12 protein-coding genes are annotated in these 15,737 nt (G+C 53.0%); 3 read left to right on the forward strand and 9 right to left on the reverse strand.

The window, feature by feature from the left end:
• Nucleotides 1-127 precede the first annotated feature (127 nt).
• Complete coding sequence (locus IOQ59_RS19210; protein WP_228051031.1) at nt 128-1,450, reverse strand: peptidoglycan DD-metalloendopeptidase family protein; 1,323 nt, start codon at nt 1,448-1,450, stop codon at nt 128-130.
• 458 nt (nt 1,451-1,908) lie between these two features.
• On the opposite strand from IOQ59_RS19210, the gene chrA reads away from it, so the two are divergent.
• Together chrA and IOQ59_RS19220 are read left to right on the forward strand one after the other, a co-directional pair.
• Nucleotides 1,909-3,057, forward strand: coding sequence for a chromate efflux transporter (gene chrA, locus IOQ59_RS19215; RefSeq protein ID WP_193955093.1), 1,149 nt, complete (start codon nt 1,909-1,911; stop codon nt 3,055-3,057).
• A gap of 46 nt (nt 3,058-3,103) precedes the next feature.
• Nucleotides 3,104-3,325, forward strand: coding sequence for a hypothetical protein (locus IOQ59_RS19220; RefSeq protein ID WP_193955094.1), 222 nt, complete (start codon nt 3,104-3,106; stop codon nt 3,323-3,325).
• A gap of 59 nt (nt 3,326-3,384) precedes the next feature.
• Here IOQ59_RS19220 and IOQ59_RS19225 read toward each other — a convergent pair whose 3' ends face one another.
• Nucleotides 3,385-3,882 carry a DUF2867 domain-containing protein gene (locus IOQ59_RS19225; RefSeq protein WP_371871898.1) on the reverse strand — a complete coding sequence of 166 codons (498 nt, stop codon included), beginning with the start codon at nt 3,880-3,882 and terminating at the stop codon, nt 3,385-3,387.
• Nucleotides 3,883-4,116: 234 nt separating this feature from the next.
• Between IOQ59_RS19225 and IOQ59_RS19230 the strand changes: the two genes are divergently transcribed.
• Complete coding sequence (locus tag IOQ59_RS19230) at nt 4,117-5,364, forward strand: DEAD/DEAH box helicase (protein ID WP_193955096.1); 1,248 nt, start codon at nt 4,117-4,119, stop codon at nt 5,362-5,364.
• Nucleotides 5,365-5,737: 373 nt separating this feature from the next.
• Here the strand turns inward: IOQ59_RS19230 and IOQ59_RS19235 are convergent, their stop codons facing one another.
• The 7 genes from IOQ59_RS19235 to IOQ59_RS19265 all read right to left on the reverse strand — a co-directional run bounded on the left by IOQ59_RS19235 (nt 5,738) and on the right by IOQ59_RS19265 (nt 15,578).
• Nucleotides 5,738-6,943, reverse strand: a complete 1,206-nt coding sequence (locus IOQ59_RS19235; RefSeq protein ID WP_193955097.1) for an OprD family outer membrane porin — start codon at nt 6,941-6,943, stop codon at nt 5,738-5,740.
• A gap of 60 nt (nt 6,944-7,003) precedes the next feature.
• A complete protein-coding gene (locus IOQ59_RS19240; RefSeq protein ID WP_193955098.1) occupies nt 7,004-7,807 on the reverse strand; it encodes an ABC transporter ATP-binding protein in 804 nt (267 codons plus the stop codon).
• The gene (locus tag IOQ59_RS19245) at nt 7,804-8,712 is read right to left on the reverse strand and encodes an ABC transporter permease (RefSeq protein WP_193955099.1); all 909 of its coding nucleotides are present in this window, start codon (nt 8,710-8,712) and stop codon (nt 7,804-7,806) included. The genes IOQ59_RS19240 and IOQ59_RS19245 overlap by 4 nt, the downstream gene beginning before the upstream one ends.
• A gap of 23 nt (nt 8,713-8,735) precedes the next feature.
• Entirely contained in the window at nt 8,736-9,692 is a 957-nt protein-coding gene (locus IOQ59_RS19250) for an ABC transporter substrate-binding protein (RefSeq protein ID WP_193955100.1), read from the reverse strand.
• Nucleotides 9,693-9,773: 81 nt separating this feature from the next.
• Nucleotides 9,774-10,823: a Glu/Leu/Phe/Val dehydrogenase family protein gene (locus tag IOQ59_RS19255; RefSeq protein ID WP_193955101.1), complete on the reverse strand. Its 1,050-nt coding sequence runs from the start codon at nt 10,821-10,823 to the stop codon at nt 9,774-9,776.
• 50 nt (nt 10,824-10,873) lie between these two features.
• The gene (locus tag IOQ59_RS19260; protein ID WP_193955102.1) at nt 10,874-12,073 is read right to left on the reverse strand and encodes an amino acid aminotransferase; all 1,200 of its coding nucleotides are present in this window, start codon (nt 12,071-12,073) and stop codon (nt 10,874-10,876) included.
• A 37-nt stretch (nt 12,074-12,110) separates the two neighbouring features.
• Nucleotides 12,111-15,578, reverse strand: a complete 3,468-nt coding sequence (locus IOQ59_RS19265) for an indolepyruvate ferredoxin oxidoreductase family protein (RefSeq protein WP_193955103.1) — start codon at nt 15,576-15,578, stop codon at nt 12,111-12,113.
• Nucleotides 15,579-15,737: the final 159 nt, after the last annotated feature.

Here is a 15,737-nt window from a genome sequence, read left to right on the forward strand (position 1 = left end):
TTGCTTGTCCATACTGCCTATCCTTAGCCATTGCTGGCTCAATAATAGGCAGTTACACAGTTTTATCTACAGTCTCAAAACCCCACATTCAGGGGTTTGATTTCCACATGCATATGCTTACATCACATCAACTTGAGGCCGCATCGCGCTGGGCGTTCTCAAACTGCTGTTCCGAAACCTTTTCCATTTGCACGGACAGCGTTTTCACCCGCTGCTTAAATTTATTGCGGTGCTTGCGCGCTATGGTTTTCACTTCCGGTATCGGCGCTTTCATTGCGTTGACCGGACGTTTGTTAATGTGAAACTCGTAGTGTAAATGCGGGCCTGTTGACCGACCACTGTTACCGGTCAGCGCTATTTTCTGGCCACGCGACACCTTTTGCCCCTTTTTCACATAGGCTTTGTTCAGGTGCAAATACCGGGTGCGATATTTACGCCCATGCTGGATCTCTATGTACAGCCCCGCGTAACGGTGGCGAATAACCCGGCTGACCACACCGTCTCCCGCAGCCACAACCGGCGTCCGCATCGGCGTCGCAAAGTCAGTACCGTTATGCGGTCGGATCGCACGTGTCACCGGATGACGGCGGCGAGGATTAAAGTTGGACGAAATTCGGTAACGTTTTTTCAGTGGAATCCGCTGGAACGCTTTTTCCAGACTATGACCTTTCTCATCAAAGAAATTGCCGTCAAAAGAGAAGATCTGAACTTCGCGCCGCTTACCCAGATAACGGAAACCTTCAATTTTGCTACTCCCGGTGTACTTCCCATCAACATATTGACGGGATAAAACCACCTGAAACTTATCACCTGCGCGCAGATCCCGCCGGAAGTTCATCCGGGTTTTAAGTACACCCGTCACACTGTACGCCTCAGCCAGACTGGTGCCGGACTTTTTCATCGATAGCGGTAGATTCCCTTTTACGATCCCCGCAAAGATTTCGGTGCGCATCTCACCTTTTTCGATATGCTCAGCAAACTCGAAATCATCTTTTTTGCCGCGCGTAAAATCAACCTTATAGGTCATACCCGACTTAAAGGTGAAACGCACAAGGCGCTCCTGATCATCAAACTGAAACTCCAGTTTGTGACCCGGCAAAATAGTATCCAGCGCCAGAACGTTCACATCCGCTTCCAGCAGTTTATAGAGTGTCGCCTGAGGTACACGCAGCGACTCAAAAATCTTGCTCAGCGTGTCGCCCTTACGCACCATGTAATACACATGGCCGCTCGGTTCGGGATCACCTGACGAAACAGTATCCGACTCGACGTAAACCGGATCTTTCAATGTCAGCGGCAATGCAATCTTTTCAGACTTCATCGGCCCGCTGGGCAACACCAACGCCATCAATATCAACGCCAGCGTCACCACAATCACTGTGCGCTGGGCACGAGACAAATACCCGTAGAGTTTCTTTAAACCCTCAAACGTACTTTTTTCCAATTTCAAAACACATACCAGATAAAACCCTGCTGCCAGCGGTTGATATCAAACCACACTATATACACGCACTAAACGCTGGAGCCGGACGAGCTTCGGAAAATTTGGGGCACAATCTACCCCAGCCCTGTAACAATGTCAGTCACAGTCGCTTGAAGAAACTCAAAAAGTTACAAAACGCTGACATAACCACAACTGATCTGTGGTTACCCCTTCACTGCTGGCAGTTATAACACCCTGCCGAATAAATCGTAATTGTTGGTGTGTTTTTTTTGGTATCGGTTCCTGGCCATACGCTATTTTTCACTTTAAATAGCTCATAAAATCTCCAAACATCACCACGCACCACAACCACTTAATAAGACAAACCATCTTCATCAACCGACGAACTTCGTCTTTTAATATTTGTCTGCTATTAGTCATATTTCGTTCGTCATCATTTTCTACCGACCCACAGAGTATTCAGAATGAAACCGTCATTACTCCTTGAGATCTTTTTGCGCTTTCTTGGTCTCGGCTGTATCAGTTTTGGCGGCCCAGCCGCACACATCGGATATTTTCGTAACTACTTCGTAGAAAAGAGACAATGGCTGGACGAAAAGTACTATGCCGGACTGGTCGCCCTCAGCCAGTTTTTGCCCGGACCCGGTTCAAGTCAAGTGGGTTTTGCAATTGGCATGAACAAGGCAGGTATTCCCGGGGGCATCGCTGCGTTTCTGGGGTTCACACTACCCTCTTTTATTTTGATGTATCTGGTCGCCACCAGCACCACCCTGATGCAAGACAACACCATGATGCAGGGGGTCATTCACGCGCTTAAACTGCTCGCGGTCGTCGTTGTTGCGGATGCAACCTATGGAATGTTCAATAATTTTTGTAAACAGCGCTGGAGCCTTTGTATTGCAGTGGTTACGGCTATTTCTCTTTTGATACTTCCGGGAATCAGTACCCAGTTTATGGTTCTTTTAGTGGCGGCGATCATCGGCAGTCTGATTGGTCAATCTCATCATCAGGCATCCCCTCCGCTCAAAGCTCCGGGTTTGATTTCGAGCAGCCTGTTTATCACGTTGGCACTGCTCCCATTGTTGGCAATTGAAGAACCCATCGTCGCGCTATTCCATCAATTCTTTACCGCAGGCAGCTTAGTGTTTGGTGGTGGGCATGTGGTACTTCCCCTCTTGCAAGACTTGCTTGGCGATAGCATGACAACCGATCGCTTCCTGCTCGGTTATGCAACGGCTCAGGCGGTACCCGGCCCCATGTTTACACTGGCAAGTTTCCTGGGTGCGGATCTGTATACTGATATGCCACTGGCGGGTGCCCTGCTTGCCACACTGGCGGTTTTCCTACCGGGATTCCTGCTAGTCATCGCGTTTCATAACAGCTGGCAGAGCCTTAGCTGCCGACCGCGTGTAGCCGCCGCGATTCAGGGCATTAACGCAGCGGTTGTCGGTCTGCTGCTTTCGGCGCTTTATCAGCCGGTCTTTAGCAGCGCGGTTAGCACAGGGTTAGACTTCGCGTTGGTTCTTGCAGGCATTCTGCTATTACGAGGACTACAGCTGAGCATCATGTTCTTGGTCATACTGTATATTGTCGCTGGTACGCTCTTGCTCTGACCTACCCGATTAGTAGATGATAAGCGCATTAGACGGAGGATTTTTAATGAGTAAACAAGGTAGTAGCGGTAACGTCATTGCTGCGCTCTGTAATGTATTCATCCCGGGTTTGGGCCAGCTTATTCAGGGACGTATTTTGATGGCCCTGATGTTTTTTGTTGTCACGGTTGTGGGCTACGCAGCCTATCTTTTGGTCATCCCCGGAATTATCGCGGCGATCTTCCATCTGGCGAGTATTATCAGTGCCGCTCGATATAAGGGCGACTGACAGATCGCATATGCTTCGCTGTACGGGAGAGATTTCTCCCGTACATACCTCAGCAAGACCTATATCCTTCCCGCTTTAAGCGCCTGCCGAATAGAATATGTCACGACCATTTTATGAAAAGGCTTAATGACCGTCATATAGATGCGACCGGATGTCGTTTTCAAATTAACCAGCGTTGAAAGAGCATATTCATGCTCAGAAAGCCTCATCACTGATAGCCACATATCCATATGCTTTTCATACGCTGCGCATATCACCTCAGCATCTGACACCATTTCGATTGTCAGAAACCCTGCTTGTCGCCCCTCAGACATCTCTTTAAGTGGCAAGCTCATCCCGGTGTCGCTGGCTTTAAAACCCAGCCATTTCACAATGCTGTTTCTGATCTTAAGTAACCCCTGGACAGGCTTGGGCAGATATCCAAAAATGGCGTGATAGACCTGTTTAGAATCAAGGTCCGGCTTTGTCGTTCTGACGACAAAAGCATCCCGATAAAACGACCCTGTTTCCTTACCAATCAGCAGGGTCTTTTCTGGAAATCTAATCTCTGTAGTCACCTCTGAATCCTTTCGCTTTTTTGTCCATTCCTGTGCACGCAAGTATATCCCGCCACACATTTAGCTGTCGCTTTCGCCTCCTAACCGTTTCTTCTCCAATACTTCGACGCAGGTTTTGAGCAATGCGAGCTTTCACACCTACCTCGCCCATTTCTGTTAAACTAGCGCGCTTCCTTCATTCGCCTTTCGTGATGCAACAAGCCTCACCCGGCACCCAGAGTCTGAGTTTAATCTATGTCTTTCGCTTCACTTGGTTTGTCCGAATTTCTTGTACGTGCTCTCGATGAACAGGGTTATGAACAACCAACCCCGGTTCAGGACAAAGCCATTCCTGCCATTTTGAACGGTGGCGATGTTGTTGCGGCCGCTCAGACAGGTTCGGGTAAGACAGCAGGTTTCGCCCTGCCTATCTTGGAAACGTTAAGCCAGCGTCCAGCTCAGGGCGTTCGTCCGTTGCGCGCACTGGTCTTAGTACCTACGCGGGAACTGGCGGTACAGGTGGGTGAGTCTATTAAGACTTACGCTCAATACCTGCCTGAATCACTGAAGATTATGACTGTGTACGGTGGTGTTTCCATCAACCCACAGATGATGGGGTTGCGCGGCGGTTGTGATGTGATGATTGCGACGCCGGGCCGTCTACTTGATCTGCTGGACAACAACGCGACTGATCTGAAATCCGTTGAAACGCTCGTATTGGACGAAGCCGACCGCATGCTGGATCTCGGTTTTGCCGATGAGCTGGGTGCCCTCCTGAAGCTGTTGCCACGTAAACGTCAGAACCTGCTATTCTCCGCGACCTTTCCTGATGGCGTAAAACATCTGACGCAAACCCTGCTGGTCGATCCCACCGAGATCGAAATTAAGATCGAAGCAACCATCCCAGAGCAGGTACAACAGCGTGCGATTGAAGTTGATCGGACCAACCGCACCACGTTGCTGAAACAGCTGATCAAAGAGGAAAACTGGTCCCGCGTCATCGTTTTTGTCGCCAGCAAACGCAGCGCCAATAACGTTGCACTCAAGCTGTCTCGCGTTGGGATTACTGCTACCGCACTGCATGGCGACCTGAATCAGGCAGCCCGCACAAAAGCCCTGGCTGATTTCAAATCTAAAAGCTTTCGGGTATTGGTGGCGACTGACCTTGCCTCCCGTGGTATCGACATTGTCAGCCTGCCCTGCGTTGTGAACTATGATCTGCCACGTTCACCTTCTGATTACGTGCACCGTATCGGACGTACAGGTCGTGCAGGAGAATCTGGGGTGGCCTTGTCGTTTATCGATCACGAAAGTGACAACCACTTCAAAGTGATAGAGAAACGTATCAAGCAGAAGATCCCTCGTGAAAACATCGAAGGTCTGGAGCGCTCGCCTTATGCGCCAGTAGAGCTACTGGACAAGAAAGGACCGGTCAAAGGCAAACGTAAGAGCAAAAAGGATAAACTGCGCGAAGCTGCAGCTAGAGCGCAAAAGAATGGCTAAATTGGTTTAACCGCTCTTATTACGGCACCACCAATGTGAATGAGTGGATGGGAATATGTTTATTCTCTGTCCACTTCAGTTTGTCCCTTCTCGCTTGCCATTCAGCTTATCCACCAGACGCCGTCCACGACACTATCAGACAAGGTAGAAAAAAAGGCGGAGGCCCGAACCTCCGCCCAAACGCGGTTCCGACAGGATTAAACCACGGACAGAAGGCGTTACTCACCAAGAGAAACGAATAACGCCTGAGGACGAAATCCTGCTACAGCCCCTAAGCCTTATGCAGCAGAATTCCAGGGTACGTATGTGTTGAAAATTGAAGGCAGGCAGCACAGCGAACCTGGCGTTCACTCCACTGCCCTGAACGTGCCGGTTACAGCAGGTTCGTTTTGTAATCCACGATGAAGCGGATGTCGTTGATACGCGGTACAACTGCATCGTCGCCATCAACATTGGCGACACGCAGACGCAGGTTCAGGCCTTTCGCCGCGCCGTCCTGCAGGGTGTATTTCACGTCGACGTTGGTTTCATGACGCTGACCGTCATCACCACCGGCATGGTCGATATCCCAGCTTTCAGTGTGACGTGCCATCAGGTGCAGACCCGGAATGCCCGGTACGTCATAGTCGATACGTGCCTGCAAAGACTGTTCGTCTTTTGCGTTGAAATCCAACAGCTGTACAGCCCCCCAGGTGAAGAACTGGGTGTTGTCCGCGCCGCCCCATTTCTGATCGTAAGCATCGCTGCCGCCAACCGTCTGGTACGCGATGGTGTACGCCAGATTACCCTGAGACAGACGTGCCGTCAGACCGGTCAGGTTACTGTCGTAATCGCGGCCGTACAGGTCGCCATCGTCTTCACCACGCATGTGGGTCAGGTCCAGCATCAGGTCGTAGTCACCCACCTTCGCTGGGTAAGCAATATTGAAGTACGCCTGTTTCTGGTAGTCGTCTGCCACACCGTACTGGATGTGTGTGCTCAGACCGTTGGCAAATGCGTAAGAACCACCGATGGATGCAACGTCGTAGTCTTCGCCGTTTGCACTGTACGCTTTGAAGTCTTCATCGTTGTTCATGGAGGCTTTGTCGGAGTAGATACCGTAGATCTCACCGCCGTCAAAGCTGGCCGTTGCGTGAATCGCCTGGGTACTTGGCGCAGAGATACGGGAGGTCAGATCGTTCAGCAACGGGGTCATCAGAATCATGCGACCGGCACGGATGTTCAGGTTATCCGTTGGTTTGATCTTGATGTAAGCCTGTTCCAGTGTGGTGTAACCATCACCACTGGTGGTCAGAACGTCAGAAGAGTTGACAGTTTTGTCCCCTTCCAGCTTAGCCACGTGAACAACAGAAGCGTCTACGCCGATCATGTCGTTCCAGAATGGCGACAGGAATTCGGCACGGAACGCCTGACCCGCTGCGATGGTATCCGGGATACCTGCATCGAAATCACGGTTCATGTAGAAAGTACGCAAGCCCAGATTCACCTGCATTTTGTCGTCAGTGTCAGCGGCAATCACCTGTGCACTAGACAGCGCACTGAGTGCCATTACGGCAATGGTTAACTTCTTCAGTTTCATTCTAACTACCTATTTTTCTTGTTGTATGTGTCTTCAAGATTGCAGAGTACAAACGCCCCTTCAGGCACCCAGCAACAATTTGTCATCGTCCAGCTCTTCACCATCGCCACGGGCTTTGGCAAACAGATTCAGCAGGTCTTTCACGTCGTACTGACTGCGCTCTTCACCGGCCAGATCAAACATCACTTTGCCTTCGTGCATCATGATCGTTCGCGTACCGTGATCCAGCGCCTGACGCATGGAGTGAGTCACCATCATCACGGTCAGTTTTTTCTCTTCTACGATCTGATCGGTGATATCCATCACCAGCGCGGCCGTTTTCGGGTCCAGCGCTGCCGTGTGCTCATCCAACAACAGGATTTTGCTTGGCTGTAATGCCGACATCAGCAAGCTAACCGACTGGCGCTGACCACCCGATAGCAAGCCCATCTCAGCGCCGAGGCGGTTTTCCAACCCCAGATTCAGACGTTTAAGCTGCTCGCGGAACAGATCTCGCAGGTCATCGTTCAGTGCTGGCGCCAGACCGCCACGTTTACCTCGGCCATAGGCCAGCGCCATGTTCTCTTCAACGGTCATGTTGCCGCAGGTACCCGCCAACGGGTCCTGAAATACGCGGGCCACATCGCGGGTACGACCGGCAGCAGACACAGCCGTCACATTGGCTTCATCAAAGAACAAGCCGCCAGACGAGGCACGAATATCACCTGCAATCGTGTTCAGCAGCGTGGATTTACCTGCACCGTTGGAACCAATCACCGTGACAAACTCAGCCTGAGGAATCTCAAGATCCACACCCCGTAACGCACGCTTCTCCGTTGCCAAACCCGCATTGAAGGTGACCTTAATATTTTCACAACGAATCATGCTTCACCTCCTACGGCTGCAGCTTTACGTGCTTTCTGTTCCCGCCGCAGATGTGGCACGATCAGCGCCAGCCCCACCAGTACAGCAGTGATCAGGTTCAGGTCAGAGGCCGTAAAGCCGAGGAAATCAGCGTTCAGCGCAACCGATACCGCCAGACGGTAAAGCAACGAGCCGATGATGCAGCTGAAGATGATGACCAGCATCGAGCGACTGCCAAACAAGCTTTCACCCACAATGACCGCGGCCAGACCTACAACAATGGTGCCGATACCCATAGTAGAATCGGCAAAACCGTTGGTCTGTGCAAATAGCGCACCCGCCAGAGCAACAAGTCCGTTGGACAGAGCCAGACCCGCGTAGATTTTCTCCTTAATGACAATACCGTTGGCCTGCGCCATACGCGGGTTCGCACCCGTTGCGCGCATCGCCATACCGTACTGAGTTTTCATGAAGTAGGAGATCGCCAGCCCCACCAGCACAACCACGACGGCCACGAAGATCAGCTTCACGTACATATTGGGAATACCCAGTGCCTCAAACGGCGTCAGTACCGTGTCTTCCATAATCAGCGCCAGATTGGGTTTACCCATGATGCGCAGGTTGATGGTGTACAGCGCAGTCATCGTCAGGATACTGGCCAGAAGGTGCAGGATGTTAAAGCGCAGGTTCAACCACGCCGTCACCATGCCCGCTGCCGCACCACCAAAGGTGGCGCAGACAGTTGCAATGTACGGGTTCACACCCGAGATAATCAGGGCAGCGGCAATCGCCGCCCCCATCGTAAAGCTGCCATCCACGGTCAGGTCTGGAAAATCCAGTACGCGGAATGTCAGGTACACACCAATCGCCACCAGACCGAAAATAAATCCGATCTCCAGGGTACCGAGGAACGAAAATAGAGACATAGGGTTTCCCTCAGCTCAGGTGATTACTCGACAACTTTAGTTGCGCGGGCCAATACAGATGCTGGGATCTCAACACCCATGCGTGACGCCATTTTTGGGTTCACGTACAGTTCAGAACCGTTGGCAACGCGCACCGGAATTTCACCCGCCGCTTCACCTTTCAGGATGCGTACAACCACCTCACCGGTCTGGCGACCAATATCCCCGTAGTTGAAGCCCAAAGCCGCCACTGCGCCACGCTCAACAGAACCGGTATCCGCAGAGAACACGGGCAAACGACCATCGATACCTACTTTCACCACAGATTCCAACGCAGTCAGGATCGTGTTGTCCGTCGGGCAGTAGATCGCATCCACATCACCGATCAGTTTCTGGGCCGCGATCATCACATCAGACGATTTAGGGGCAGGCGCTTCGACAATCTCGATGCCCAGTGTCAGGGCTTCGATCTTCAGCATCTCAACGATCGCAACCGCGTTTGGCTCACCCGGGTTGTAAGGCACACCCAGCTTTTCCATTGTCGGCAGGAATTCCTGAATCAGCATCAGGTGCTGAGCGACAGGCGACATATCAGACAGACCGGTGACGTTGCGGCCCGGTGCTTCGTAGTTTGATACCAGCTTGGCACCCAGTGGATCAGTCACCGCAGAGAACACGATAGGGATATCTTTAGTGGCGCTCACTGCACTCTGAGCAGACGGTGTAGAGATCGCAACGATCACATCCGGGGCATCACCCACCAGCTTACGCGCAATCTGCGCCGCAATGGCCGGGTTACCCTGTGCGCTTTCGTAAGTAAACTTCAGGTCCTGTTCGGAATATCCGCTTTCTGCCAGCACATCTTTGATACCGTCACGCACGGCATCCAATGCCGGGTGTTCAACGATGGCGGTGGTTGCAACGTACACAGGCTCAGCCTGTACAGACATAGAGAGGGTTGCAGCCGCGACAGCAGCGGTCAGTAAGTTACGTAGTTTCATAATGGCACTCCAAATATTTATTGTTATTTCGGTTGTGCAGCCTCTGAGAGGCCCGGTTTTTTAGGGAAAAAGGATCAGTGGTCACACCTGACTGGCATCAAAGTTAGCGATACGCGCGGCACCAATCTGGTCTGCGGCATAACTGGTTGCGATCTCCAGCCGATCGGCAAGGGAAAAGACTTCATCGAGAGTTTCAGCTATCTCATCCACCTTGTTCCACACCCAGGATTCATCGCTGGCTTCCAGATCACTGGTCACCGCCAGTAATCCGCCACAGTTCACGATGTAATCCGGGACATAGAGCGTGCCCTTCTTGGCAAGCTCCACGCCATGTTGCGGACGGGTCAGCTGATTATTTGCGGCACCGGCGACGATGCCTGCGGAAATTTCTTTGATACTCTGGTCGTTGACCACCATGCCCAGCGCACAGGGGCTATAGATATCAACGTCCTGCGCGTGGATCTCTGACGGATCAACGATCTCAATGCCGAAGGTATCGCGGGCACGGTTGACGGCATCAGGGTTAACCTCTGCAGCAACGACGGTGGCCCCGCGCGCCTGCAGCAGTTCAACCAGCTTAAAGCCGACCTTACCAAGGCCCTGCACGGCAACGGACAGTCCGGTGAGGTCATCGCTACCGCGACGGTGTTTGACTGCCGCGCTGATAGAGGTCAGTACGCCATAGGCGGTCACGAGATCCGGTGCCAATGCTGCACGGCCACCCAGATGGGAGGTACGCTCGGCCATGACTTCCACATCATCTGCGGTCAGGCCGACATCCACGCCGGTTTTGACTTTACCACCCATGCTTTCGACGAAATCACCCATGGCCAGAAACGTCGCACGACGATCCATGGTGTCCGGATTGGCGATCATAACGGACTTGGAACCGCCGTAATCCAGACCAGACATCACAGACTTGAACGTCATGCCCCGCGACAAGCGCAACACATCGGTAAAGGCTTCATCGGCGCTGGCGTAGTTGCGCAAGCGGCAGCCACCCACTGCCGGCTTGCCATTCCAGGCACGATGTACGGCGCTGATCGCTTTCAGGCCGGTATTTTCGTCAAAATGCACGTACAGGTTTACGTGACCATCAAACTCAGGATGATCGAATAGAACGGTGTTCATTGTTGGGTTACTCGTATTATTTTTATTGTGTTGTCTTTTTGGAGCTGCGCTTACGGGGTTTTAAGCACCTCGCCCAGCGCGGCCACAAAGTAGTCCATACACTGCTCGTTCAGCCCGGCTACGTTCATACGGCTGGAATCGATCATGTAGATGCTGTGTTCGGTACGGAGCTGTTCGACTTGCTGCGGTGTAATGCCCAAAAAGGAGAACATGCCAAACTGCTGCTCGATGAAGCTGAAGTCACCTTGGATATCAGACGCGGTAATCTTCGTCACCAGACTCTGACGCAGGCCCTGAATGCGGTGACGCATCAGCGACAGTTCGTCCTGCCAGAGGGTGCTCAATTCGTCGTCACTGAGGATGGTTTCCACGATGGCTGCACCGTGAGATGGCGGCATGGAGTAGTGGCTACGAATTTTGCTGAACAGCTGACTGCCCGCATTGGAGGTCTGCTCCGGTGTTTCACCGACAATAAACAAGGTGCCGGTACGCTCACGGTAGAGGCCGAAGTTTTTGGAGCAGGAGGTGGCCACCAGCATCTCTGGCATACGTGCCGCCAGCATGCGCACGCCGTATGCGTCGTCATCCAGACCGGAACCCAGCCCCTGATAGGCCATATCAACAAATGGAATCAGGCCTTTGCGTTCCAGCAGATCCGCCACGGCATCCCACTGTTCTCGGTTCAGGTCCGCGCCACTTGGGTTATGGCAGCAGCCGTGGAGCAAGATAAAGTCGCCCTGCCTGGCACTTTCCAGTGCCTGCAACATCGCATCAAACTGAATGGCTTTGTTGGCGTAGTCGTAATACGGATACTCAACGATATCGAGACCTGCACCGCCCAGCAGTGGAATATGATTAGCCCATGTGGGTGTGCTCACCCAGACACGGCTTTCGCTGCTGCAACCGCGCAGGAATTCTGCACCCATGCGTAACGCACCACAGCCACCCGGCGTCTGGGCCGAGATTACACGGCCGTCATTCAGTGCCGGATGCTCCGCGCCAAATACCAGTTGCGCAGAACGCAGGTTAAATAACGGAGAGCCCGCCGGTGCGGTATAGCTTTTGGTAGTTTCAGACTGCAACAGACGCGCTTCCGCCTGCTGAACCGCCTGCATGATCGGCGTCTCGCCCAGATCGTTCTTGTAGACCCCAATGCCCAGATCGATCTTCTGTGGGTGAGTGTCTTCCCGATAGCTGGCCATCATCGCCAGAATCGGATCTTGAGGAATAGGTTTTAGTACTTCAAACATAACAACGTCCCGGTATGTTTCCTAAATGGCTAAGCGCTTACGCGCTCAGCCCGTCAATTTCAGCCAGGAGCTGCTCTGATTGTTCACGCGCAGCTTTTGCGGCCTGCTCTTTCACCAGACCAAAACCACGAATCTCATCCGGTACCTGCGCAAGCTTCAGCGAGGCCTGATAGTTCCGGTCGTTGAGACGAGCAACCAAGGTGCTGATCTGAGTCTCATACTCGTCACGCAACTGACGCTCCAATTTGCGATCCGGATGGTAGCCAAACAGATCCAACTTGGTGCCACGCAGGCTGCGCATCTTAGCGACGGTGCCCAGTGCTTTTAGCATCCACGGACCAAAGCTCATCTTCTTCGGACGGCCCTGAGAATCACGTTTGCGCGCCAACAGCGGCGGTGCCATATGGAAGTTAATGCGGTAGTCACCTTCAAAGGTCTCACTGACCTCTTTCAGGAAATCGGAATCGGTATACAGACGCGCCACTTCGTACTCGTCTTTATACGCCATCAGACGGAACAGCTGTTTAGACACCGCTTCGGTCAGGGCCTGAGAGTCCACACCCAGTGCAGCCTCTGCACCCGATACTTTGCTCACCAAATCACGGTAACGCGCCGCGTATTTGGCATCCTGGTACTTGGTCAGGAACGCAGTGTTACGCTCAATCTGAGTCTCTAGTGTCAATTCTGGCGCTGGCTTGTGGCCACCGGCCGACTGCTGAACAAACTCCGCATCAACGGCAGCCAAACGGCCCCAGTTAAAGGCGGTTTTGTTCTTCTCTATTGCCACACCGTTCAACTCAATCGCTTTCTGCAAGGCATCCAGCGATACCGGCACCAGACCGGACTGCCATGCAAAGCCCAACATCATCACGTTGGAGAAGACGGTATCGCCCAGCAGGGTTTCCGCCAGACGGTTGGCATCAATAGACTCCATACGATCATCGCCAACGGCTTCACCCAAAATACGTACACGGCGGGTCGATTTCATATCGGCATCGCGATACAGCACGTTGTCTGCGGTCGCGATCTCAGCCAGATTCAGTACCGCACGGCTGTGATCCTTACGCAGCACGCTCAAGGCTTTGTCAGAGGTTGCCACGACCATATCGCAGGCGATCATGGCATCGGCCTGACCGGTTTCGATCCTCACCTGATGGATATCTTCCGGCTGTGGAGCCAGACGCACGTAACTCAGTACGGTGCCGCCCTTCTGCGCAAAGCCCATGAAGTCCAGTACGGTTGCACCTTTGGATTCCAGATGCGCCGCCATGGTGATCAGCGCACCCACGGTCACAACACCGGTACCACCGACTCCACCCACCAGCAGGTTGTAACTGCTTGTGAGTTCATTCAGCTGAGGCAACGGCAGTGCCGCCAGCTTCTGATTAAACGCTTCACCGATAGAGACACCGCCGCCTTTGCGCAGCTGACCACCTTCGATGGTGACGAAGCTTGGGCAGAACCCGGATACACAGGAGAAGTCCTTGTTGCAGGAGGACTGGTCGATACGACGCTTACGGCCCTGCTCTGTCTCACGCGGGATCACCGACAGACAGTTGGATTTCTGTGAGCAGTCACCACAGCCTTCACACACATTGTGGTTGATGAAGGCACGGCGCTGCGGATCAGGGAACTGGCCGCGCTTACGGCGGCGACGTTTTTCTGCGGCACAGGTCTGGTCGTAGATCAGTACGGTCACACCCTGAATGTCCCGCAGTTCTCGCTGGATTGTGTCCAGCTCATCACGGTGATGAAAGGTAGCCACGGACGGGAAGATGCTTTTATCGCTGAACTTCTCCGGCTCGTCGCTCAAAATTGCGATCCGTTGAACGCCTTCGGCAAACACCTGATTGGCAATCGCCGGCACAGTGATCACACCGTCCACCGGCTGTCCACCGGTCATCGCCACGGCATCGTTAAACAGAATCTTGTAGGTAATGTTGGCATTCGCCGCCAGAGACTGACGGATCGCCAGAGAACCTGAGTGGAAGTAGGTCCCTTCACCCAGGTTCTGGAAAACGTGTTTGTTTTCGAGGTAACGGGATTTGGAGATCCAGTTCACACCCTCGCCGCCCATCTGAATCAGGGACTCAGTTTTACGGTTCATCCACGATGCCATGAAGTGACAGCCGATACCCGCTTGTGCGCGGCTACCTTCAGGCACTTTGGTAGAGGAGTTGTGCGGGCAACCGGAGCAGAAGTATGGCAAACGACGTACGCCACCTGGATCACATACGGTGCTGCCACGGACACCCACTTCGGCCAGTTGCTCGCGGAAATCAGAACCCAGCAGCTGGGTGATGCGGTCTGCTACATAGCGGGCCAGCATATTCGGACCCAGCTCACCCACATACGGAATCAGCGGCTCACCGTTTTCATCTTTTTTACCCACAACGGTGACGTTGATCGTCTCGTCCGGTGCCGACATATATTCTTTGATCTGACTTTCGATGATGCCGCGCTTCTCTTCAACGACCAGCACTTCCTGCTTGCCGCGCACGAAATCCATCGCACCGCTGCGCTCCAGCGGCCATACCAGACCGACCTTGTAGATATCCAGGCCCAGCGCCCGGCACTTCTCTTCGTCCAGTCCCAGCAGTTCCAGTGCAGCCATCAGATCCAGATGGGCTTTACCGGTGGTGACAATGCCAAAACGGGCATCCGGCGTATCGTAGATACGTTTATCGATAGGATTGGCACGGGCAAACGCGGCAACCGCCGCCAGCTTGTGCTCGATACGGGTTTCCAGCTGCGGTCCCGGCAGATCCGGCCAGCGGTAGTGCAAACCACCTTCCGGTGCTTCGAAGTCTTCAGGAATATTAAACGTAGGCAGCTCATCGATATTGACGGACGCTGCACTTTCAACAGTTTCAGAGATCGCTTTAAAACCGGTCCACATGCCGCTGTAGCGGGACATGGCAAAACCCCAAAGGCCAAACTCGAAATATTCAGCGATGCTCGCCGGGTTGATGGTGGGCATGAACCACGCCATGAACGCTACGTCAGACTGGTGCGGCATACTGGACGACACACAACCGTGGTCATCACCTGCAACAACCAACACACCACCGTTCGGTGAGCTACCGTAGGTGTTGCCGTGCTTCAGGGCATCCGCCGCTCGGTCAACACCCGGGCCTTTGCCGTACCAGATACCAAATACGCCATCGACATTTTTATCATCGTCGGTTTCAACCTGCTGCGTACCCAGCACCATAGTGGCGCCCAGCTCTTCATTGATCGCCGGTACAAAATCGATATCGTGGTCTTTCAGGAGGGTTTTGGCCTGCCACAGCGCCTGGTCATACCCGCCTAACGGAGAACCACGGTAGCCACTGATAAAGCCAGCAGTGTTCAGTTTGTTCTTGCGATCCAGCTGGCGCTGCATCAGGGGTAAACGTACCAGCGCTTGTGTGCCGGTCAGAAAAACACGACCGGTTTCACGCGTGTAACGGTCGTTGAGAGAATAGTCGTCCAGTGAATCTACGTGGCCCGTTTTATGGCTCATGCCATACACCTCAGCAAACTGTTTCTTATTGTTATGCGGCTAACTGACTGAAATTGATTTATGTCAATTGCCGTAGGAATGAGAAATAGTCTATGAGGTTTATGACGAAAGGTGCTTGCAAATTACATAGCAGATCAGGATTATTATGAAATATTCAAA

Origin of the sequence: Pontibacterium sinense, assembly GCF_015209595.1 — a bacterium.
Classification (GTDB): Bacteria; Pseudomonadota; Gammaproteobacteria; order Pseudomonadales; family Balneatricaceae; genus Pontibacterium; species Pontibacterium sinense.